The 20,149-nt window shown below is 69.2% G+C and carries 19 protein-coding genes; 16 read left to right on the forward strand and 3 right to left on the reverse strand.

Annotation, left to right across the window (positions count from 1 at the left end):
- Positions 1-24: 24 nt before the first annotated feature.
- The 5 genes from ACIPEK_RS30835 (at position 25) to ACIPEK_RS30855 (ending at position 4,351) form a co-directional block, all read left to right on the forward strand.
- A complete protein-coding gene (locus tag ACIPEK_RS30835; RefSeq protein WP_402002680.1) occupies positions 25-825 on the forward strand; it encodes a crotonase/enoyl-CoA hydratase family protein in 801 nt (266 codons plus the stop codon).
- Positions 826-840: 15 nt separating this feature from the next.
- The gene (locus tag ACIPEK_RS30840) at positions 841-1,794 is read left to right on the forward strand and encodes a Zn-ribbon domain-containing OB-fold protein (RefSeq protein WP_402002683.1); all 954 of its coding nucleotides are present in this window, start codon (positions 841-843) and stop codon (positions 1,792-1,794) included.
- Positions 1,795-2,847, forward strand: coding sequence for a thiolase domain-containing protein (locus ACIPEK_RS30845; protein WP_402002686.1), 1,053 nt, complete (start codon positions 1,795-1,797; stop codon positions 2,845-2,847).
- On the forward strand, positions 2,840-4,006 hold the full coding sequence (locus ACIPEK_RS30850) for a thiolase domain-containing protein (protein ID WP_402002689.1): 1,167 nt from the start codon (positions 2,840-2,842) through the stop codon (positions 4,004-4,006). Before ACIPEK_RS30845 ends, ACIPEK_RS30850 begins: the two co-directional genes overlap by 8 nt.
- A gap of 102 nt (positions 4,007-4,108) precedes the next feature.
- Entirely contained in the window at positions 4,109-4,351 is a 243-nt protein-coding gene (locus ACIPEK_RS30855; protein WP_402002692.1) for a DUF397 domain-containing protein, read from the forward strand.
- Between the two features lie 24 nt (positions 4,352-4,375).
- Here the strand turns inward: ACIPEK_RS30855 and ACIPEK_RS30860 are convergent, their stop codons facing one another.
- Positions 4,376-4,864 carry a pyridoxine 5'-phosphate oxidase C-terminal domain-containing protein gene (locus ACIPEK_RS30860; protein WP_402002695.1) on the reverse strand — a complete coding sequence of 163 codons (489 nt, stop codon included), beginning with the start codon at positions 4,862-4,864 and terminating at the stop codon, positions 4,376-4,378.
- On the opposite strand from ACIPEK_RS30860, the gene ACIPEK_RS30865 reads away from it, so the two are divergent.
- From ACIPEK_RS30865 to ACIPEK_RS30880, 4 genes are all read left to right on the forward strand, one after another.
- Complete coding sequence (locus tag ACIPEK_RS30865) at positions 4,841-4,945, forward strand: CGNR zinc finger domain-containing protein (protein WP_402002698.1); 105 nt, start codon at positions 4,841-4,843, stop codon at positions 4,943-4,945. The two genes, ACIPEK_RS30860 and ACIPEK_RS30865, sit on opposite strands and share 24 nt — an antisense overlap.
- Before the next feature lie 10 nt (positions 4,946-4,955).
- Positions 4,956-5,357 carry an ACT domain-containing protein gene (locus ACIPEK_RS30870; RefSeq protein ID WP_402002701.1) on the forward strand — a complete coding sequence of 134 codons (402 nt, stop codon included), beginning with the start codon at positions 4,956-4,958 and terminating at the stop codon, positions 5,355-5,357.
- A 320-nt stretch (positions 5,358-5,677) separates the two neighbouring features.
- The gene (locus ACIPEK_RS30875) at positions 5,678-6,178 is read left to right on the forward strand and encodes a hypothetical protein (protein ID WP_018550733.1); all 501 of its coding nucleotides are present in this window, start codon (positions 5,678-5,680) and stop codon (positions 6,176-6,178) included.
- A 148-nt stretch (positions 6,179-6,326) separates the two neighbouring features.
- Positions 6,327-8,729, forward strand: coding sequence for a glycosyl hydrolase family 95 catalytic domain-containing protein (locus ACIPEK_RS30880; protein ID WP_402002704.1), 2,403 nt, complete (start codon positions 6,327-6,329; stop codon positions 8,727-8,729).
- Here the strand turns inward: ACIPEK_RS30880 and ACIPEK_RS30885 are convergent.
- The gene (locus ACIPEK_RS30885; RefSeq protein ID WP_402002707.1) at positions 8,705-10,918 is read right to left on the reverse strand and encodes a germacradienol/geosmin synthase; all 2,214 of its coding nucleotides are present in this window, start codon (positions 10,916-10,918) and stop codon (positions 8,705-8,707) included. The two genes, ACIPEK_RS30880 and ACIPEK_RS30885, sit on opposite strands and share 25 nt — an antisense overlap.
- A gap of 368 nt (positions 10,919-11,286) precedes the next feature.
- On the opposite strand from ACIPEK_RS30885, the gene ACIPEK_RS30890 reads away from it, so the two are divergent.
- Together ACIPEK_RS30890 and ACIPEK_RS30895 are read left to right on the forward strand one after the other, a co-directional pair.
- Positions 11,287-12,618, forward strand: a complete 1,332-nt coding sequence (locus tag ACIPEK_RS30890; protein WP_402002710.1) for an N-acetylmuramoyl-L-alanine amidase — start codon at positions 11,287-11,289, stop codon at positions 12,616-12,618.
- Positions 12,619-12,684: 66 nt separating this feature from the next.
- Positions 12,685-12,939 (forward strand): hypothetical protein, encoded by a 255-nt coding sequence (locus tag ACIPEK_RS30895; RefSeq protein WP_402002713.1) that lies wholly within the window; start codon positions 12,685-12,687, stop codon positions 12,937-12,939.
- Positions 12,940-13,116: 177 nt separating this feature from the next.
- Here the strand turns inward: ACIPEK_RS30895 and ACIPEK_RS30900 are convergent, their stop codons facing one another.
- A complete protein-coding gene (locus ACIPEK_RS30900) occupies positions 13,117-14,304 on the reverse strand; it encodes an ROK family protein (RefSeq protein WP_402002716.1) in 1,188 nt (395 codons plus the stop codon).
- Positions 14,305-14,469: 165 nt separating this feature from the next.
- On the opposite strand from ACIPEK_RS30900, the gene ACIPEK_RS30905 reads away from it, so the two are divergent.
- Genes ACIPEK_RS30905 through ACIPEK_RS30925 form a run of 5 tightly spaced genes read left to right on the forward strand, consistent with a single transcriptional unit; the run spans position 14,470 to position 20,054 of the window.
- Positions 14,470-15,957, forward strand: a complete 1,488-nt coding sequence (locus ACIPEK_RS30905) for a sugar ABC transporter ATP-binding protein (protein ID WP_402002719.1) — start codon at positions 14,470-14,472, stop codon at positions 15,955-15,957.
- A complete protein-coding gene (locus ACIPEK_RS30910; protein WP_402002722.1) occupies positions 15,954-16,970 on the forward strand; it encodes an ABC transporter permease in 1,017 nt (338 codons plus the stop codon). Before ACIPEK_RS30905 ends, ACIPEK_RS30910 begins: the two co-directional genes overlap by 4 nt.
- Positions 16,967-17,971: an ABC transporter permease gene (locus ACIPEK_RS30915; RefSeq protein ID WP_402002725.1), complete on the forward strand. Its 1,005-nt coding sequence runs from the start codon at positions 16,967-16,969 to the stop codon at positions 17,969-17,971. Before ACIPEK_RS30910 ends, ACIPEK_RS30915 begins: the two co-directional genes overlap by 4 nt.
- Positions 17,968-19,182: an ABC transporter substrate-binding protein gene (locus tag ACIPEK_RS30920; protein WP_402002728.1), complete on the forward strand. Its 1,215-nt coding sequence runs from the start codon at positions 17,968-17,970 to the stop codon at positions 19,180-19,182. The genes ACIPEK_RS30915 and ACIPEK_RS30920 overlap by 4 nt, the downstream gene beginning before the upstream one ends.
- Positions 19,179-20,054: a sugar phosphate isomerase/epimerase family protein gene (locus ACIPEK_RS30925; RefSeq protein WP_402002731.1), complete on the forward strand. Its 876-nt coding sequence runs from the start codon at positions 19,179-19,181 to the stop codon at positions 20,052-20,054. The genes ACIPEK_RS30920 and ACIPEK_RS30925 overlap by 4 nt, the downstream gene beginning before the upstream one ends.
- Positions 20,055-20,149: the final 95 nt, after the last annotated feature.

Raw genomic sequence — 20,149 nt, forward strand, 5'->3', positions numbered from 1 at the left:
AGGTCTTGAGACGGGAGGCAGGCAATGGGTGGTACGGAACACCTCACCGTGCAGCGCGAGGGCGCCACGCTGGTGCTCACCTTGAACAGGCCGGAGGCGAAGAACGCACTCTCGCTGCCGATGCTGGTCGGGCTGTACGACGGCTGGCTGGAGGCGGACGAGGACGACACCGTTCGCTCGGTGGTCCTCACCGGCGCGGGCGGCTGCTTCTGCGCCGGCATGGACCTCAAAGCCCTGGCGGGCAAGGGGATGGATGGCGAGCAGTACCGCGACCGGATGACCGCCGACCCCGATCTGCACTGGAAGGCGATGCTGCGCCATCATCGCCCCCGCAAACCGGTCATCGCCGCCGTCGAGGGTCACTGCGTGGCGGGCGGAACCGAGATCCTGCAGGGCACCGATATCCGTATCGCAGGTGCGAGCGCCACCTTCGGGCTCTTCGAGGTCAAGCGCGGACTGTTCCCCATCGGCGGCTCGACAGTACGGCTGCCTCGCCAGATCGCCCACACCCACGCCCTCGAAATGCTGCTCACCGGACGCCCGTACAGCGCCGACGAAGCGGCCCGCATCGGGCTGATCGGCAGAGTCGTCCCCGACGGCACCGCACTGGAACAGGCCCTCGACGTCGCCGAGCGGATCAATGCCTGCGGCCCGCTCGCCGTCGAGGCCGTCAAGGCCTCCGTGTACGAGACCGCCGAAATGACCGAGACCGATGGGCTCGCCGCCGAACTGAAGCGCGGCTGGCCGGTCTTCGCGACCGCCGACGCCAAGGAAGGCGCCCGCGCCTTCGCCGAGAAGCGCCCGCCCGTCTACCGGCGCGCCTGAGCCAAGGAGACAACCGTGCCCGACGTCCTCAGCGCACCACTGGTGGTCGAGTTCCCCTTCACCCGCTCTCTGGGCCCGGTCCAGAGCGCCTTCCTCACCGGGCTGCGTGAACGAACCGTGCTCGGCGTGCGGACCGGCGACGGAAAGGTCATGGTCCCGCCCGTCGAGTACGACCCCGTCACCGCCGAGGAGTTGCGCGAACTGACCGAGGTCGCCACCACCGGCACCGTCACCACCTGGGCCTGGAACCCGGCCCCGCGCCGCGACCAGCCCCTGGCCACCCCGTTCGCCTGGGTGCTGGTCAAGCTGGACGGGGCCGACACAGCCCTGCTCCATGTCCTCGACTCGCCGGGACCCGAAGCCGTGAACACCGGTATGCGGGTCCGGATCCGCTGGGCCCCGCAGCGGACCGGTGCCATCACGGACATCGCCTGCTTCGAACCGTACGAGGGCGAGGAGACGGCCGAAAGCGCCCCGCACAGCGGCGAGTTCGCCGACCCCGTCACCGGCATCGTCACCCCGGCCCGCCTCGACTACACGTACACCCCCGGCCGCGCCCAGAGCGCGTACCTCAATGCCCTCTCCGAGCAGCGCACCGTCGGCGAGCGCTGCCCGTCCTGCCGCAAGGTGTACGTACCGCCCCGCGGCGCCTGCCCCACCTGCGGCGTCGCCACCGCCGAACAGGTCGAGGTCGGCCCGCGCGGCACCGTCACCACGTACTGCATCGTCAACATCAAGGCCAAGAACGCCATGAACGACGCCATCGAGGTCCCGTACGTCTACGCCCACATCGCCCTCGACGGCGCCGACCTCGCCCTGCACGGGCGGATCGGCGGCATCCCGTACGACCAGGTGCGGATGGGTCTGCGGGTCGAGCCCGTCTGGACCGAGGGCGGCCGCCACCCCGACCACTACCGGCCCACCGGAGAGCCGGATGCCGACTACGACGCGTACAAGGAGCTGCTGTAGATGCGAGACGTAGCGATCGTCGCCTTCGCGCAGACGGATCATCTGCGGCGCACCGACGAACTCTCCGAAGTCGAAATGCTCATGCCGGTCCTGCACCAGGTCCTCGACGCGACCGGCCTCAGGGCACGCGACATCGGCTTCACCTGCTCGGGATCCAGCGACTACCTCGCCGGTCGCGCCTTCTCCTTCACCATGGCCCTCGACGGCGTCGGCGCCCACCCGCCGATCTCCGAGTCCCATGTGGAGATGGACGGCGCCTGGGCGCTGTACGAGGCATGGGTGAAGATCCAGACGGGCGAGGACGACACCGCGCTCGTCTACTCCTACGGAAAGTCCTCGCCCGGTGAGGTACGCGACGTCCTCACCCGCCAGCTCGACCCGTACTACGTCGGCCCGCTCTGGCCGGACTCCGTCGCACTCGCCGCACTTCAGGCGCAGGCGCTGATCGACGCGGGCGACACCGATGAGGCCGCGCTCGCCGCGATCGCCACCCGCAGCCGCGCCGCCGCCGCGGACAACCCGCACGCCCAGATCGCCGGCCCGGTCCCGGCCGGCGAATACGTCGTACATCCGCTGCGGACCGGTGACTGCCCGCCGGTAGGAGACGGTGCGGCCGCCGTGATCCTCGCCGCCGGCGACACCGCACGGGCCCTGTGCCCCCGCCCCGCCTGGATCCGCGGTATCGACCACCGCATCGAGCCCCACAGTCTCGGGGTCCGGGAGCTGACCGAATCACCATCCACCCGGCTCGCTGCCGAATACGCCGGGGTCTTCGAACGGCCCGTGGACACCGCCGAGTTGCACGCCCCGTTCACCTCCCAGGAGGTGGTGCTGCGCAAGGCGCTCGGGCTCGACGGCAGCGTCGCCGTCAACCCGTCCGGCGGTGCGCTCGCCGCCAACCCCGTCATGGCTGCCGGGCTGATCCGTCTCGGCGAGGCCGCGGCCCGTATCCACCGTGGGGAGTCCGACCGGGCACTCGCCCACGCCACTTCCGGGCCCTGCCTGCAACAGAACCTGGTCGCCGTCCTCGAAGGGGAGAGTGCTCATGCCTAAGGAGCCCGTGGCCGTTGTCGGCATCGGCCAGACCAAGCACGTCTCCGCCCGCCGGGACGTCTCCATCGCCGGACTCGTCCGCGAGGCCGCCGTCCGTGCGCTGGAGGACGCGGGGCTGACCTGGACGGACATCGATGCCGTCGTCATCGGCAAGGCACCCGACTTCTTCGAGGGCCTGATGATGCCGGAGCTCTATCTCGCCGACGCCCTCGGCGCGGTCGGCAAACCGATGCTCAGAGTGCACACGGCGGGCTCGGTCGGCGGCTCCACCGCACTGGTCGCCGCCAATCTGGTCTCCGCGAGGGTGCACCGCACCGTCCTCACACTCGCCTTCGAGAAGCAGTCGGAGTCCAACGCCATGTGGGGCCTGTCGCTGCCCATCCCGTTCCAGCAGCCGCTGCTGGCGGGCGCGGGCGGCTTCTTCGCCCCGCACGTCCGGGCCTACATGCGCCGTACCGGAGCGCCGGAAACGGTCGGCTCCCTCGTCGCGTACAAGGACCGTCGCAACGCGCTCAAGAATCCGTACGCGCACATCCATGACCCGGACATCACCCTGGAGAAGGTCCAGTCCGCACCGATGCTCTGGGACCCGATCCGCTACTCGGAGACCTGCCCGTCCTCCGACGGGGCCTGCGCGATGATCCTCACCGACCGTTCCGGTGCGGACCGTTCGCCGCATCCGCCCGCCTGGGTGCACGGCGGCGCGATGCGCAGCGAACCGACCCTGTTCGCCGGCAAGGACTTCGTCTCGCCGCAGGCGGGCAAGGACTGCGCCGCCGATGTGTACCGGCAGGCGGGGATCGGCGACCCCCGAAGGGAGATCGACGCCGTCGAGATGTACGTGCCGTTCTCCTGGTACGAACCGATGTGGCTGGAGAACCTCGGCTTCGCCGACGAGGGCGAGGGCTGGAAGCTCACCGAGTCCGGTGTCACCGAACTCGACGGAGATCTGCCCGTGAATCCCTCGGGCGGGGTGCTCTCCACCAATCCCATCGGCGCCTCCGGCATGATCCGCTTCGCCGAAGCCGCGTTGCAGGTACGGGGACAGGCCGGCGAGCACCAGGTGGCGGGGGCGCGAAGGGCGCTCGGCCATGCGTACGGCGGCGGGGCGCAGTTCTTCTCCATGTGGCTGGTCGGAGCCGAGCCTCCCACCCGCTGACCGCGGTCCGTCCCGGGCCGGTGGAAGCCCGGCCCGCGGCCTGTCCCAGGCCGCCGTCGGTGGCTGGGCTCTGGCCCGGGACGACAAGTGGGAGGAGCCGACGTGGCGGAGAGCACCACCAGCCGGCAGCCCTTTGCGGGCTGGGACAAGCCGGACCTCGGTCTCAGCGAAGCGGACTGGCGGTCGGGCAGTCAGGGCGCGGGCGATGTCCAGATCGCCTTTGTCGAAGGATTCATCGCGATGCGCAACGCCGGAAAACCCGGCAGCCCGTCGCTGATCTTCACCCCGGTCGAATGGCGCGCCCTCGTGGTGAACGCCCGCAGCGGCGAATTCGACCTCACCTGAGCGTCGAACGCCCGGCGCTCCTCTTCAGGGCCACAGCAGCTCGCGCACCCAATCGTCTTCGCCAGCACGGTAGTTGAACCGTGTGTGTCTGCGCTTCTTGTCGCCCTGCCGGCACTCCACACTCTGCGGGCGCACCGTGTGCAGCGTCCAGCCCGGCGGTACGAGAGCCGGCTCCCGCTCCAGGCGCGCCAGCGATTCCCGTACCGCCGCGTCGCGCTCCGCGAGGTCGCCGAGCGGGCTGCTCTGCCGCCCGAGCAGCGACTCGGCCCTGGCCCCCGCACCCCGGGCCAGAAAGTCCGCCGCGCTCTGCTCGGCGCTCTCCGCGACCACGGGCCCGCGCACCCGGACCTGCCGGGCCAGGGAAGACCGGTGGAAGGTGAGCGCGGCACAGGGGCGTTCCGTGAGATCGCGGCCCTTGCCCGCGCGGCCGTCGGCTTCCTCGCCGGACCGGACCGCACGGCCCTGCGTGCCTGCCGCGCCCCACGCTGCGTGCGCTACTTCATCAAGGGGCATCCCCGCCAGGAGTGGCGCAAGCCGTCCTGCGGAAACCGCGCCCGGGTCGCACGTCACCACGAGCGCCACCGCGCCACGTAGCGTGGTGATCATGACAGGTGAGCGCGATCTTCGAACCCTGCTGAGCGGCATGCGGCCGGAGCTGAACCCGGGACGCCATGTCTTCACCACCGCGCCCGACGGGGTGATGCCCGAAGGCGTCAATCCGGTCGTCACGGTCACCGAGCCCGAAGGGCTCACCATGGTGCTGCCGGAGACGGATGCCGTCTCCGCCGGGCTGCGATACGACTACGTGGCGGGCTGGATCACCCTGCGTGTCCACTCCGCGCTGGACGCGGTAGGGCTCACTGCCGCAGTGTCCCTGGCGCTTACCGACGTCGGGCTGAGCTGCAATGTGGTGGCCGGCTTCCACCACGACCACTTGTTCGTTCCCTACGACCGGGCCGCCGAGGCCGTCGACGTGCTGAAGGCACTGGCCGCGGAATCCGGCTAGCCAGGGCCTGTCCGGCGGATCTTTGCGGATCAGCCCGCGGCGTCTGGTGCGGTGCATCGCAAGGCGAAAGGATCGTCCTCGTACTGGGCGTACTTGGATGACTCCGACAACGCGGCGAGGTGCCGTGCCAGGCGTCGCGGGCCCGCGGAGATCCACCGGACAGGTCCGGGGGCGGGGCCGGGGTGCAGTTGGAGCACGGGCCGCGGAACCGCCGGAGTGCGGCCATCGGGCCCGCCGGAGCCCGAGCCGCGGACCCGGCTGTGTCCCGGCCGGCGCAGACCCGGCTCCGCAACGTGAGCCCGGACACGTAACATGTCTGCATGTCCTTCCTCCGCCGCCGTAGCGCCGCCACACCCGCGGGCCCCGACTTCGACGTCCTGGCCATGGACCCGGGGGACTGGCCCGGAAACCTCGGCGCCGGTCTGCTGCCCGCGCCCGACGGGAGCTGCCAGGGCGTCTTTCTGCGCTACGACCTGTTCGGCGGCCGCGGCCCCGCGATGATCATCGGCAATCTCCCGGAGGGCTCGCCCGCCCGCGAGACCGAGGAGGGCCAGGTCCCGTTCGAGGTCGCCCAGCTGCTGCTCGCGCTCGAGAACGACGAGCCGGTCGAGGTCACCGGCACCGAGGACATGCCCGTGATGCAGGGCGACAACCTGCTGATCGTCCGCCGCGTCAAGCTCTCCGAGAGCCGGATCTCCTGCGTCCAGTTCGACCGCAGCGACGGCGTGCTCGTCACCATCGCCAGCTGGGACCGGCCGATCACCGACGATCTGTACACCCTGCTGAAGCCTCTGCCCGCCGAGCTGTTCCAGCAGGGCTGAAACCGTCCCTTCGTCGGCCGCCCGTACACATCGGGCGGCTGGGGGCGCATGCATAACCCATCTGTCCAAGTGTTGGCGGCCTCTGTCCAAGGGGCCGCTTTGTCATGTGCCTTGTCGGGGCAGTCGTCGGACCTTTACCGTCGTCCGCATGACATCCGGGATGACGCGACGCACCACAGTGAAGGCAGCGATAGGCGCAACCAGTGTTCTCGCGCTGGGAATCCCTGCCCTTTCCGACACGGCGGCGGCCGCCAGTACCTCCGATGAATCAGGGGAGGCGAAAGGCTCCGCGTACTCGGAGAAATCGGCGGAACCGACGCTCCGGTACAGCACCCCTGCCGCGGGCTGGGAGCGCGAGTCGCTGCCCATCGGCGGCGGTGCCCTCGGCGCGAGCGTGTACGGAACACTGGCCTCCGAGCGGCTCACCTTCAACGAGAAGACGCTGTGGACCGGCGGCCCCGGTTCCGCCGAGGGCTACGACTTCGGGAACTGGACCGCGCCCAGGCCCGGCGCCCTTTCCGGCGTACAGGAACGCCTCGACAGTCAGGGCGCTCTCGGCCCGGACGCTGTCGCCGCCGAGCTCGGCCAGGCGCGCCGCGGTTACGGCGCCTACCAGGTCTTCGGCGACCTGTGGCTGGACCTGCCGAGCGCCCCGGCCGCCCCCGACGCCTCCTACCGGCGCACCCTCGATCTGCGAAACGCCCTTGCCTCCGTCACGTACACCCACCAAGACGCCGTCCACACACGGGAGTTCTTCGTCTCCTACCCGGGCAAGGTCATTGTGGGGCGCCTATCCGCCGACCGTCCGGGACAGGTGTCCTTCACCCTGCGCTACACCTCACCCCGCAGTGACTGCACCGCCACCGCCGACAGGGACCGGCTCACCGTACGTGGCGCCCTGAAGGACAACGGCCTGTGCTTCGAGGCCCAGATCCGCATCCGGACCAGCGGCGGCACCGTCACCGCCGGTGCGGACGGCACCCTCACCGTCACCGGAGCCGACAGCGCCTGGTTCGTCCTTGCCGCAGCCACCGACTACGCCGACCGCTACCCCTCCTACCGCGGCGACGACCCGCACAGGGCGGTCACCGCCGCTGTGGACTCCGCCGCCCGGACCTCGTACGAGAAGGTCCGCGCCACCCACGTACGCGACCACCGCGCCCTCTTCGACCGGGTCGCCCTCGACATCGGCCAGCAACTGTCCGACCTGCCCACCGATCAGCTGCTCGCCCAGTACACGGACGGTACGAGCCCCGCCGACCGGGCCCTGGAGGCGCTGTTCTTCCAGTACGGCCGCTACCTGCTGATCGCCTCCTCACGGGCCGGCTCGCTGCCCGCCAACCTTCAGGGCGTCTGGAACAACTCCACCACCCCGCCGTGGTCCGCCGACTACCACAGCAACATCAATCTGCAGATGAACTACTGGCTCGCGGAGGTCACCAACCTCGCCGAGACCACCGCGCCGTACGACCGCTACATCGAAGCGATGCGCGCCCCCGGCCGGAAGACGGCGAAGGAGATGTTCGGGACCGCGGGCTGGGTCGTGCACAACGAGACCAACCCGTACGGCTTCACCGGCGTTCACGACTGGTCCACCGCCTTCTGGTTCCCGGAGGCCGCCGCCTGGCTCACCCAGCAGATGTACGAGCACTACCGGTTCAACGGCTCCACCGACTATCTGCGCTCCACCGCCTACCCGGCCATGAAGGAGGCCGCCGAATTCTGGCTGGCCAATCTGCGCACCGACCCGCGCGACGGACTGCTCGTCGTCACCCCCAGCTATTCTCCCGAACACGGCGACTTCACCGCGGGCGCCGCGATGTCCCAGCAGATCGTCCACGACCTCCTCACCAACACCCTGGAGGCCGCCCGCACCCTCGGTGACGCACCTGCCTTCCGCAGCCGCCTGGAGACTGCCCTCGACCGGCTCGACCCCGGGCTGCGGATCGGCTCCTGGGGCCAGCTCCAGGAGTGGAAGACCGACCGCGACGACCCGGCCGACGACCACCGCCATGTCTCGCACCTCTTCGCCCTGCACCCCGGGCGGCAGATCGAACCCAGCAGCAAATGGGCCGAAGCAGCCAAGGTCTCCCTCGGCGCACGCGGCGACGGCGGCACCGGCTGGTCCAAGGCATGGAAGATCAACTTCTGGGCGCGGCTGCGCGACGGCAACCACGCCCACAAGATGCTCGCCGAACAGCTGAAGAGTTCCACCCTGCCCAATCTCTGGGACACCCACCCCCCGTTCCAGATCGACGGCAACTTCGGGGCCACCTCCGGCATCGCCGAGATGCTGCTGCAGAGCCAGCACGACGCCGTCGAGATCCTCCCCGCCCTCCCGGCGAGCTGGGCGGACGGGTCGGTGCGCGGGCTGCGCGCCCGAGGCGGCTTCACCGTCGACATCGAATGGGCCGCGGGGCAGGCCCGCCGTGTGGTGATCACGGCGAGCCGAAACCGCGAAGTAACCCTCCGCAGCTCGCTGTTCGCGAGCGGCCAGAAGGTCTTCAAAGCGCGTGCGGGCGGGCGCTACACGCTGCTGGCCGAGGGCTGAGCGAACAGCGCGGTCACCCGCGCCGCCGAGACACCGAGCCCCGTGGGACCGCTGAGGTGCCACGGGGTGCCGGTGCCCCGCCGCAGGTCCTGCTCGCGGTAGCGCCGGCAGCCCCGGTGCCAGATCAAGATGCCCGCGATCCAGTGCTTGAGCTCCTGCACGTACCCGGCCAGGATCTCCCTCGCCGCCGCGTCCAGCTCGAAGTCGTCGTACAGCACGGGGAGTTCCTGCTCGGCGACGTGCAGGAACTGTCGCAGCCGCGATTTCATCAGGTCGTGCACGATGGCCACCCCGGTCGGATAGTCCACACCGAAGAAGTTCTGCACCACCAGGACGCCGTTGTGCACCTCACCCTCGTACTCGATCTCCTTCTGGTACGAGAACAGGTCGTTGAGCAGACACGCGTAGTCCGACGCAGCGTTCTCCAGTGAACGCAGCGGACCGCTGTGGTAGATCTCCTCCGGCACCTTCCTGCCGTGCCCCAGCCGGCACAGACTCATCGTGAGATCCGAGCCGAAGGTCTTCCGTCGCATCTCGATGTAGTCCACCGGATCCGGAATACGGTTCTGCACCTGGTTCGCCAGTTCCCACACCCAGCTCGCGGTCATGTCCTCGACCGCCGTTCGGAAGGCACGGCGCCCGCCCGCGTCCATCGGGGCCGAGGTCTTCGCCCAGAGATCGGCGAGTCCGCGCTCCAGGGCGTTGACCGGCTCGGGCGTCGCGGACCCGTCAAGGGGCATGAACAGCGACAGACGCTCATTGGCGAGCTTGGCCCCCGCCAGGTCGCGCGCCCGCCCGTGCACCACCGGGAACCAGTCGTCACCGTACGTCCCCCACGTCAGCCACTGCGAGGACAGATCCAGCTCCTCCGGCGTCGCATCCGGGTGCAGACCCGCCGCACACAGTGGCAGGTCGGTCGCGAGGAGCCGCTCCTCGTCCCAGATGTGCGATCCCGGTACGCCCGGTTGAGCCTCCAGGATTCCCATACGGTTCGCCCAGTCGACGATCCGTACCCGCGCCCCGTCCAGATGCGGGCTGAGCGTCGTACCGAACGGGAGCTCGAAGGCGGGCAGCAGGGACGGGCCGACACGCTGGTACGGCACATGGGTGTGGCTGCGCAGCCGGGCCGTCTCCGAGCGGCGTGTGAACCGGATCGACGCCGCGGCCATACCGAAGCCGAGCGCGGCCTCACCGGCACCGCCGTCGTTCATGTAGCGGCTGGAGCGCATGTGCCACTCGTGACCGCCCGACTGCCAGTCCTGCAGCCCCTTGACGTATGCCAGCACCGCCGTTGTGTCCGCCGGGTCCAGCCCCTTCTCCGCGCAGAGCGGACCGAGTTCGGTGAGCGCCGTGTTCTCGAACTGCTGCAGCCGCGACGTCAGCAGATCGTTCACCGCATCGGCGGCCTCCTGCGTCGAGCAGCCGAGGAAGTGCTCAAGGACCAGCACGCCATTGCTGTTCTCGCCCTCGTCCTCGACCTCCCGCTGGTACGAGAAGAGATCATTGCGCAGATGTACGCCGTCGGAGAAGGCATCCCGCAGCACCTGCAGCGCACGCTCGTCGGCCACCGCATCGGGGACCTCCGCGCCCGCCGCGTACTCCACGAGACCCGCCGACCACGGGGCGCCGCCCACCTTGCGGCGCATCTCGATGTACTCGACAGGGTTCGCGATACGCCCCTCGTTGATGTTGGCGAGCTCCCAAAGCGACTCATTGAGCAGGTTCTTCGTCGCCTCGGCGAAACGGACCCGCCAGGCGTCGGACATGCTCGGCACCGTCCGTGCCCACAGATCTGCCAGCCCCGCCTCGACCGGATTCGTCGGTTCCGGCATCTCAGCCCCACGGTCCATCGGCATGAACGCCGGCAACCTGTCCAGATACCGCTTGCCGCCCTCGCGGTCGGGGGTGCGCTTGAACAGCTCCAGGAAATGGTCGTCGAAGAAGAAGACCCACACGTACCAGTCGGTGACCAGTGAGAGGGCCTCGGACGAGCAGTCGGGGTGGGTGTACGCACACAGCAGCGCGTAGTCGTGGGAGTCGAGGTCCTTCTCCTCCCAGATACCCGAACCCTCCAGCATCCCTATGCTGCGCGCCCACTTCTTGGTGTGCTGTCGCGCCTCCTCGACATGGGCGTTGAGCCGCGCCGGATACGGAACGTAGAAGTCCGGCAGGGTGAAGGGCTGAGCCATGTGCGTCCGGCCTTTCCGATGTCTCCGTGCGTACGTCGCACGGACCGGTCGTGTCCGCGCGAGCACTACCCTTCGGCCGTTCGGGGCACGCACATCCGGGATTAGTCACATAAAAAGTGCGCTCGTTCAAGGCGTGCGAGCGCATGTCGCCGGTCGGCCCACCGCCCCGTTGAGCCAAGGTAACGAGGCGGCGTCAGAAACCGGTTGATACTTTCCGACCGCAGGTCAGGCACCCTGCCAGTGGTCTGGTCCACTGGCTCGACCTGCGACCTCCACTGAACTCTTGACGCGCTATCACCTCAGGTCAGAGAGTGTGCGCGCAACGGAACAGTGAGATCGGATCACGCACGGCTCCAAGAAGGGTTGTCATGACGTCCAAGCAGAGGACCGGACTCGCACTCGCGTTGACCACGGTCGGCGCACTGAGCATGGCGCTGCTCAGTCCCGCAGCGCAGGCCGGTGCGGACGGGGTGCGGCCGGAATGCCCGCGCGGCCTCGAATGCGACTGGGTACCGGCGGCCTACCAGCAGACGGGTGACCCGGCCGACAAGGAGACGTACGGGAACTACGACACCTCGGACCGGCCGCACACCAACAAGATCAGATTCATTGTTCTGCATGACACCGAGGAAGACTTCGATACCACCCTGAAGATCTTCCAGAACCCGCTGAAGCAGACCTCCGCCCACTACGTGGTGCGCTCGGGCGACGGTCATGTCACCCAGATGGTCAAGGGCAAGGACGTCGCCTGGCAGGCGGGCAACTGGTACGTCAACAGCCACTCCATCGGCATCGAGCAGGAGGGCGTCGCCGTCGAGGGCGCCAAGTGGTACACCCCCGAGATGTACCGCTCGACCGCCAAGCTGGTGCGCTACCTCGCCGCCAAGTACGACATCCCGCTCGACCGCCAGCACATCATCGGCCACGACGGTGTGCCGCCCACCAGCGCGTCCGGCACCAAGAACATGCACTGGGACCCGGGCACGTACTGGGACTGGAACCACTTCATGGCGCTGCTCGGCAAGCCCACCGTGCCGAGCGCCCCCAGGAGCAGCGAACTCATCACCGTCAACCCGGACTTCAAGAAGAACAAGCAGGCGTTCCGCGACTGCGAAAAGGGCGTCGACCTGCCGGTCCAGGGCTCCAGCGCCGTCCCGCTCCACACCGCACCGTCCACCGACGCACCGCTCTTCTCCGACCCCGGCCTGCACACCGACGGCTCGCCCGGCACGAACTGCGCCGCCGACTGGGGCAGCAAGATCAGCGCCACCCAGCAGGCCGTCGTCGCGGACCACGCCCCCGGCTGGACGGCGATCTGGTGGTACGGCCAGAAGGCGTGGTTCCAGTCCCCGGCCCACACCCGGACCACCACACCCACCTCCGGCTACGTGGTCAGGCCGAAGGCGGGCCGTACGGAGGTGCCGGTGTACGGGGTGGCGTACCCGGAGAAGTCCGAGTACCCCGCGGACTTCGCGGACCAGCGGGTGGGCTCGCCGCTGCAGTACACCATCAAGGCCGGTCAGTCCTATCCCGGCGGCGGTGAGGCACCCACAGGCTTCTTCTACGCCCCGACGATCGACGCCTCGTACCCGCTCGACCACTCGTACTTCCGCGGCAAGGAGAAGTACGTGACGGTGCAGATCGGCCACCGGGTCGCCTTTGTGAAGGCATCCGACGTGGACATCGTGCGGACGCGCTGAGACCGCAGAGGGCGTCGTGGCAGCAGCACCAGGGATTGCGCGCATCCGAACAGCGTGGAGGCCTTCATGCACAAGCTGACCAGGACCGCCGCCGCTGCGGCGATGGGCGTTGCCACGGCGCTCGCGACCACGGACGTCGGAGCCGCAGTCACCGTCGCGACTGCCTCGGTCGCTGCCGCCTCCGAGGTCGGGGCGCAGGGCTGGGACGTTGCGGGCTCGTACGGGACCCAGCAGGAGTGCGTCGCGGCCGGGGAGCGGGCGTCAGCGACGGGAGTTGGGCGGAGTGCCGGTGCGCACTGTTCGAGGCCCGGTGGGACCTGATGATTCCCGCGTGACCGCGTGACCGCGTGACCGCGTGGCCGCGTGACCGCGTGACCGCGTGACCGCGTGACCGCGTGACCGCGTGGCCGCGTGACTCGTGCCCCTCCGTGCACGGTATCCGTACACGGAGGGGCACTTGAGGCCGTTCGGTCACGGACCCGGCTGCCCCGGCCTCTGTCAGCCCGCGACCTGGCGGTTCACCTGGGCGGGAGACAGTGCGTGCTCGATCGCGAGAATGCCCGCCCCCACCGCGGCCGCATTCTCACCCGTACGGCTCGGCTCGATCCGCAGCAATTGCGTGGCCAGCGGATGCGAGCGCCGATAGACCGCCTCGCGTACCCCCGCGAGCAACTGGTCGTGGACGGCGGCCAGTGCGCCCCCCACCACCACCGTGTCCGGATTGAAGAAGTTCACCAGAGCGGCGAGTACCTCGCCGACCGCCCTCCCCGCCTCGCGCACCATCCTTACGGCGTCCCGGTTCCCGGACTGCACCAGCCGCACCACATCGCTTCCCGACGTCGCGTCCAGTCCCAGACCGACCAGTTTCGCCGCCAGTGACGCACCGCCCGCGACTGCCTCCAGGCAGCCCGAATTGCCGCACCGACACGGATCGTCGAGGTCCGCGACCCGGATATGTCCGATGTCGCCGGCACAGCCCTGTGCACCCCGGTGCAGTTGGCCGTCCGCGACGATCCCGCAGCCGATCCCCGTACCGACCTTGATGTACAACAGGTAGCGGCAGTCCGGGAACGCACGGCGCTGCTCGGCCAGCGCCATCACGTTCACATCGTTGTCGACGAGTGCCCGCACCCCGAACCGGGCGGCGAAGAACTCCGGGATCGGATACTGGTGCCAGCCCGGCATGATCGGCGGATCGACAGGTCGGCCGGTGGAGAATTCCACCGGGCCCGGTACCCCGACGCCGATGGACCGCAGCGTTTCAGGCTTCCGGTGCGCCTCGTCGAGCAGGGTGCGCACGGTCCGCTCCACGTGCCGCAGTACGGAGTCCGGTCCGTCACCGATCGACAGTGGTTCCTCCTGCACCGCCAGAGTGGCGCCACCGATGTCCATCAGGGCCACCCTGCAGTGGGAGGCTCCCAGATCCACCCCGGCCACCGCGTGTTCACGGGTGCGCAGCGCCAGTCGGCGCGGCGGGCGGCCGCCGGTGGAACCGCCGTCGGCGTCCTCGTCCACGAGACCGTGCCCGATCAGCGCGTCCACCCGCTGGGAGACGGTCGAACGGGCCATCCCGGTGATCCGGGCGATATCGGCACGGGTCGCCACCGCCCCTGAACTGATCAGCGCGAGCACCTCACCCGGCGAGTGCGAGGTGGCAGCGGATGTGCGATCCGACGGCGAAGACATGACAGTCACCCTAAGGACGACTTTCGCTGCTCACAAGGCGTTCTCCGTTCGACCATCGGCATAAGTCTGCGACAAGTGGATTGAAATCAAAGGCACTTGAGACCTTGACAGTCCTAAGGCATGTCACGACTCTGCTCTGCAGACCGCTGAGCGAGGAGCCATTCGATGCTGACGATGCACGGTGTGTCCAAGAGCTTCCTTGGGGTGCGTGTGCTCCAAGGGGTGGGGCTCGACCTCGAAGCCGGAGAGGTGCATGCCCTGGTGGGGGAGAACGGCGCAGGAAAGTCAACGCTGATGAAGATCCTCGCGGGCGAGCACCTACCCGACGAGGGGACCCTCACCATCGACGGAACCGCGTACTCCTTCAGTCATCCGGCGCAGGCCCAGGCCGCCGGGATCGGCATCATCCACCAGGAGTTTGCGCTGCTCCCGCACCGCACCGTCGCCGAGAACGTCTTCCTCGGCCGTGAACCGACCCGGTACAAACTCGTCGACCGGCGTGCCATGGAGCGGCGTACCGCCGAGCTCCTCGCCGAGCTGGGCGAGACCGGTATCACCCCGCGGACCCCCGTCCACGAACTGTCCGTCGCACGCCGGCAGACCGTCGAGATCGTCAAGGCCCTCGCCTCCGACGTCCGGATCCTGGTGATGGACGAACCCACCGCCGCGCTCGCCGGTCACGAGGTCGAACAACTCGCCTCACTGGTGCGCCGACTGACCGCCCGTGGGCTCGGCATCCTCTACATCTCGCACCGGCTCCGCGAGGTCTTCGATCTCTCGCAGCGCATCACGGTCCTCAAGGACGGCCGCCGCGTCGCCACGCTCAACACTCGCGACACCGACCCCGGCACGGTCGTCCGCGCCATGGTCGGGCGGGAACTCGGCGCCTACTACCCGCCCCGCGCCCGCCCGGGTGAGGCGGGCGCGGAGAGGCTCACCGTCAGCGGTGGCGGCAACGCCCGGATCTCCGGTATCGATCTGACTCTGCGGGCCGGTGAGGTCGTCGGCGTCGCCGGTCTCCAGGGCTCCGGTCGCACCTCCCTCGCCCGTGCCCTCTTCGGTGTCGCCCCCTTCACCACGGGCATCATGACCGTCGACGGAAAACCACTTCGCCCGTCCCGCCCCCGGGACGCCGTCCGGGCCGGAATCGCCCTGGTCACCGAGGACCGTAAGGCCGAAGGCCTCGCTCTGCGCCAGTCCGTGACCGACAACACGCTGCTCGTGACCCGGGCCGTGCCCGCCCGCGGCAGACCGCGCGCGGACCGCGAGGTGACCGCGCTGCTGGAACGCGTACGCCTGCAGGCTCACGGCGAGGACCAGCAGGTCCAGTATCTGTCCGGCGGCAATCAGCAGAAGGTCGTCATCGCCAAATGGCTCGCTTCCCGTCCCCGAGTGCTCCTCTTCGACGAACCGACCCGCGGCGTCGACGTCGGCGCCAAGGCAGCCATCCACACCCTCGTACGGGAACTGGCAAGCGAGGGCCTCGCCGTACTGATCGTCTCCTCCGAACTGCCCGAGCTGATCGGCATGAGTGACCGCATCCTCGTCATGTCGGAAGGCCGCCTCGCCGGCGAACTTCCCGCCGGAGCCACGGAAGAGGCCGTCATGCGCGTCGCCACCGGTGGCGACCGTACGCGGGAGGGCGCTGCATGACCGTACTCCGGCCCGACCTGAAGACCCGGTACCGCACCGGCCCGGGACGGAGAGCCGAGCTGCGCCTCACCGGCCCCGTAGCGGGAGTCTGGCTCGCTGCCCTCGCTGTCACCGTTCTCGGCTGGGTCGTCGTCGCCGCCCGCGGCGGGGACTTCCTCACCGTCACCAACGTGGTGACGATCCTGCAGAACTGCGTCGCCCTCGGTCTCGTCGCCGTCGGTCAGTCCGTCGTCATTCTCACCGGATCACTCGACCTGTCCGTTGCCTACCTCATCAGCCTGGGTACCCTCGTCGCCGCGGAAACGATGGAGAGCGGCAGCGTTCCCGTGGCGATCCTTGCCGTCCTCGCCCTCTGCGCCGCCGTCGGCCTGGCCAATGGACTGATCGTCACCGGCCTCAAGGTCAACGCCTTCATAGCCACCCTCGGCACCGCCTTCATATTGCGCGGCTGGATCGAGGACCATTACACCGGACCGGCGGGCAGGGTCCCCGCCTCCGTCCAGCACCTCGGCTACGACCGAATCGGACCGGTCCCCGTCTCCCTCTTCCTGCTTCTCGCGGTCGCGGCCGCTCTCTGGCTCATCACCCGCCGCAGCCGGCTCGGCCACCACATGTACGCAACCGGCGGTGACGAGCACGCGGCCCGGCTCTCCGGGGTCCGCACCCGACGCACCGTCGTCACCGCCCATGTCCTGTGCTCACTCTGTGTCGGCGCCGCGGCCCTCTTCCTCGCAGCCCGGCTCGGTGCCGGAGCTCCCTGGGCCGGCACGGAGGCCCGCTACGACCTGGAGTCCATAGCCGCCGTCGTTCTCGGCGGCACCGCGCTTGCCGGGGGCCGTGGGGGAGTGGCGGGAACCCTCGGCGGAGTCCTTGTCCTCGCCGTGCTCGACAGCGTCTTCAACCAGCTCGCCGTCGACCCGTTCTTCAAGAACGTCGTCCGAGGCGTCGTCATCATCGTGGCGGTCGCCCTGTACGCACGAGGCCGCCGCACCTCGCAGGAGAGGACCGCATGACCAGTGCACAGGCACCCGCCGGCCGCCGCGTCCTGAGTGCCCTCACCACCGGCACACCCGTCTACATCCTGCTCGCCGGTCTCCTTGCCGCGCTGGCCCTCACCGACCCGGGCTTCTACGAACCCGACCGCTTCCTCTCCTTCATCAAGCGCGCCGCACCTCTCGTCATCCTCGCAGCAGGTCAGTATCTGGTCATCGTGTGCGGGGAGTTCGACCTGTCCGTCGGAGCGATCGTCACTGCCGGAGTGGTCGTCGCCGCCGAACTGTACGGCTCGTTCCCGGGCGCACCCTGGCTGCTCGTCACCGTGATCCTGTTGCTGGCCGGAGCCCTTGCCGGTCTCGTCAGCGGACTGATCACCACCCTGTTGCGAGTGCCGTCGTTCATCACCACGCTCGGCATGATGCTGATCCTCGAAGGCGCCGTCTTCTTCTGGACCGGCGGTTCCCCGCACGGCGCGCTGCCTGCGGCATTTCGCCGGCTCGGGCGCGGCACCGCGTTCGGCTGGCTGCCCTGGGCCGTCCTCGTGTGCGTCGTTGCGGGCCTCCTCGCCGTACGCCTGATGCGTTCCGACTTCGGCCGTACGCTTCTCGCCACCGGCGACAGCGAACGCGCCGCGAGCCTGGCCGGAGTCCGGGTCGCGCGCGCCCGCACCATCGCCTTCATCCTCTCCGGCACCGCGGCCGCACTCGCCGCCGTTCTCATCGGCGGATTCTCCGGAGTCTCGGCGCAGGCCGGCCGTGGCTACGAGTTCGAGGCGATCACCGCCGTCGTCCTGGGCGGCGTGATGCTCGGCGGCGGGCGCGGCTCCGTCGTCGCGGCGATGGCCGGAGCCTTCTCGCTCCAGGCGCTGTTCACCCTGCTCAATCTCCAGGGCGTCTCCGGCGCCCTGGAATCGACCGTGCAAGGCGTGATTGTCATCGCAGCCGTCGCCATCGGCGCAGCCGACTGGTCCCGGTTGCGCCGCCGCGGCACCGAGCCCTCGGGAGAGAAACCCTCATGAGCACGCGAAAGATCCGACACGCACTCGTGCCCCTCGCCGCTCTGTTCGGCGCGGCCCTGCTCGCCGGCTGCACGAGCGACGCACCGCCCGACGCGCCTGCCGGAGCAGCGAGCGGCACCGCGGGCGACCCGGGTACCGGCCGGCAGTCGAACTTCTTCGACCAGGTCGAATACGACCGCCAGCTCGCCCTCGCCAAGGAGTCCCCGCAGGGCCCCGCAGGCAAGCCGTGGGAGCAGATGCTCCAGCCGCAGCTCGTCGACACCACGCAGTACAAGAAGAAGGGCCCCGGCGGAATCCACCTCTGTCTGTCCAACGCCGGAGTCTTCAACCCCTGGCGCCAGGTCGGCCTGAAGGACATGCAGGCCGAGGTCGCACTCCACAAGGAGATCACCGACTTCACCGTGCTCGACGCGCAGGGCAAGGACGACAAGCAGATTTCCGACATCCAGGAGCTCGCCGGTCAGGGCTGTGACGTCCTGATCGTCTCGCCGAACACCACGGCCACCCTCACCCCTGCCGTCGAGCAGGCCTGCGGAAAGGTGCCCGTGATCGTCTTCGACCGGGGTGTCGAGACGGAGTGCGCCGTCACCTTCATCAACCCGATCGGCGGCTACGGTTACGGGGCGGTCGCCGCCGACTTCCTCGTCGAGAAGGTGAAGCCCAAGGGGAAGATTCTCGCCCTGCGGATCTCCCCCGGCGTCGATGTGCTGGAGACCCGCTGGTCGGCGGCGAAGGTTGCGCTCGACAAGAGCGGACTCGACGTCGTGGACGTGAAGTTCACCGACGGCGACCCGGCCAAGACCAAGGCGATCGTCACCGACGCGATCACCCGCAACGGCGATATCGACGGCGTCTGGATGGACTCCGGAGCGACCTCCGTCGCCGCTGTCGAAGCCTTCGAGGACGCCGGCAAGGACGTACCGCCGATCACCGGCGAGGACCAGCAGGACTTCCTCCAGGTATGGAAAGAGAAGAAGCTCACCGCGATCGCCCCGTCGTACCCCACTTTCCAGTGGCGTACGCCCGTCATCGCCGCGCTGAGGATTCTCAAGGGGGAGCAGGTCCCCAAGGAGTGGAAGCTTCCGCAGCCCACCGTCACCCAGGACACCCTGGACCAGTACCTCAAGCCAGGCATGCCGCCACTGCACTACGCGATGTGCGGCTGCGAGAACCTCCCCGGCTTCCCGGAGAAGTGGGGAGGCAAGAAGTGAGTGCCGCCGCTTTCCCGCTCGGCGCGAATCCCTGGATCTGGCACTCGCCGGTGACATACGAAGCGCTCGGTGACGCTCTGCCGCGCCTGTCCGCGTGGGGCTTCGACTGTGTCGAGATCCCGCTGGAGAACGAACGGGACTGGGCACCCGCATCTGTCGGCAGACTCCTCGACGCATCCGGTCTCGCAGTCGCCGCCGTGATCGCCGTCATGCCGCCCGAGCGCAATCTCGTCCGCACCGATCCGCAGACCGTCCGGGTCACCCAGGACTACTTGCATCGCTGCATCGACGCAGCCCAGGCTGTGAACGCCCCCACCGTCGCCGGACCCGTGTACACGGCGGTCGGCCGCACCTGGCGAATGGACCGCACCGAACGCACCGCGGCGTACGAGGAGTTACGGGAGAACCTCGCCCCGGTCGTCGATCACGCACACGCCGCCGGTGTGCGCATCGCCGTGGAGCCCCTCAACCGGTACGAGACGAGCCTGCTCAACACCGTCGACCAGACCCTCGCGGCACTGACCGGGCTACCCGAGGACACCATCGGCCTCGCGCTCGACGTGTACCACCAGAACATCGAGGAACGCTCCCTGCCCGACGCCGTACGCCGTGCTGCCGGCCGCATCGTCCATGTCCAGGTGTGCGCCAACGACCGGGGCGCCCCCGGCGCCGACTCCCTCGACTGGCCCGGCTTCCTGACCGCACTCATCACGAGCGGCTACCGCGGTCCGCTCTGCATCGAGTCGTTCACCGCGCACAACGACGCCATAGCGGTCGCCGCTTCCGTCTGGCGGCCGCTCGCCGACACCCAGGACACCATCGCGACCGACGGCCTGGCGTTTCTGCGCCGTGCCCTCGAAACCACCCCCTGACCCCGCTCGTCCACGACCCGCAGAGAGGACCCGCTCGTGAGCCGTCAACGATGGGACTGTCATGCTCGTGACATACGGCATACGTTCATCGCGTT

This window comes from Streptomyces sp. NPDC088246 (genome assembly GCF_044741025.1).
GTDB lineage: Bacteria > Actinomycetota > Actinomycetes > Streptomycetales > Streptomycetaceae > Streptomyces.

Coding starts and splice junctions, on each gene's coding strand:
- ACIPEK_RS30835 (WP_402002680.1), top strand. CDS start 25: ATGGGTGGTACGGAACACCTCACCGTGCAGCGCGAGGGCGCCACGCTG.
- ACIPEK_RS30845 (WP_402002686.1), top strand. CDS start 1,795: ATGCGAGACGTAGCGATCGTCGCCTTCGCGCAGACGGATCATCTGCGG.
- ACIPEK_RS30850 (WP_402002689.1), top strand. CDS start 2,840: ATGCCTAAGGAGCCCGTGGCCGTTGTCGGCATCGGCCAGACCAAGCAC.
- ACIPEK_RS30860 (WP_402002695.1), bottom strand. CDS start 4,864: ATGCCCCTTGATGAAGTAGCGCACGCAGCGTGGGGCGCGGCAGGCACG.
- ACIPEK_RS30870 (WP_402002701.1), top strand. CDS start 4,956: ATGACAGGTGAGCGCGATCTTCGAACCCTGCTGAGCGGCATGCGGCCG.
- ACIPEK_RS30875 (WP_018550733.1), top strand. CDS start 5,678: ATGTCCTTCCTCCGCCGCCGTAGCGCCGCCACACCCGCGGGCCCCGAC.
- ACIPEK_RS30880 (WP_402002704.1), top strand. CDS start 6,327: ATGACATCCGGGATGACGCGACGCACCACAGTGAAGGCAGCGATAGGC.
- ACIPEK_RS30885 (WP_402002707.1), bottom strand. CDS start 10,918: ATGGCTCAGCCCTTCACCCTGCCGGACTTCTACGTTCCGTATCCGGCG.
- ACIPEK_RS30890 (WP_402002710.1), top strand. CDS start 11,287: ATGACGTCCAAGCAGAGGACCGGACTCGCACTCGCGTTGACCACGGTC.
- ACIPEK_RS30895 (WP_402002713.1), top strand. CDS start 12,685: ATGCACAAGCTGACCAGGACCGCCGCCGCTGCGGCGATGGGCGTTGCC.
- ACIPEK_RS30900 (WP_402002716.1), bottom strand. CDS start 14,304: ATGTCTTCGCCGTCGGATCGCACATCCGCTGCCACCTCGCACTCGCCG.
- ACIPEK_RS30905 (WP_402002719.1), top strand. CDS start 14,470: ATGCTGACGATGCACGGTGTGTCCAAGAGCTTCCTTGGGGTGCGTGTG.
- ACIPEK_RS30910 (WP_402002722.1), top strand. CDS start 15,954: ATGACCGTACTCCGGCCCGACCTGAAGACCCGGTACCGCACCGGCCCG.
- ACIPEK_RS30915 (WP_402002725.1), top strand. CDS start 16,967: ATGACCAGTGCACAGGCACCCGCCGGCCGCCGCGTCCTGAGTGCCCTC.
- ACIPEK_RS30920 (WP_402002728.1), top strand. CDS start 17,968: ATGAGCACGCGAAAGATCCGACACGCACTCGTGCCCCTCGCCGCTCTG.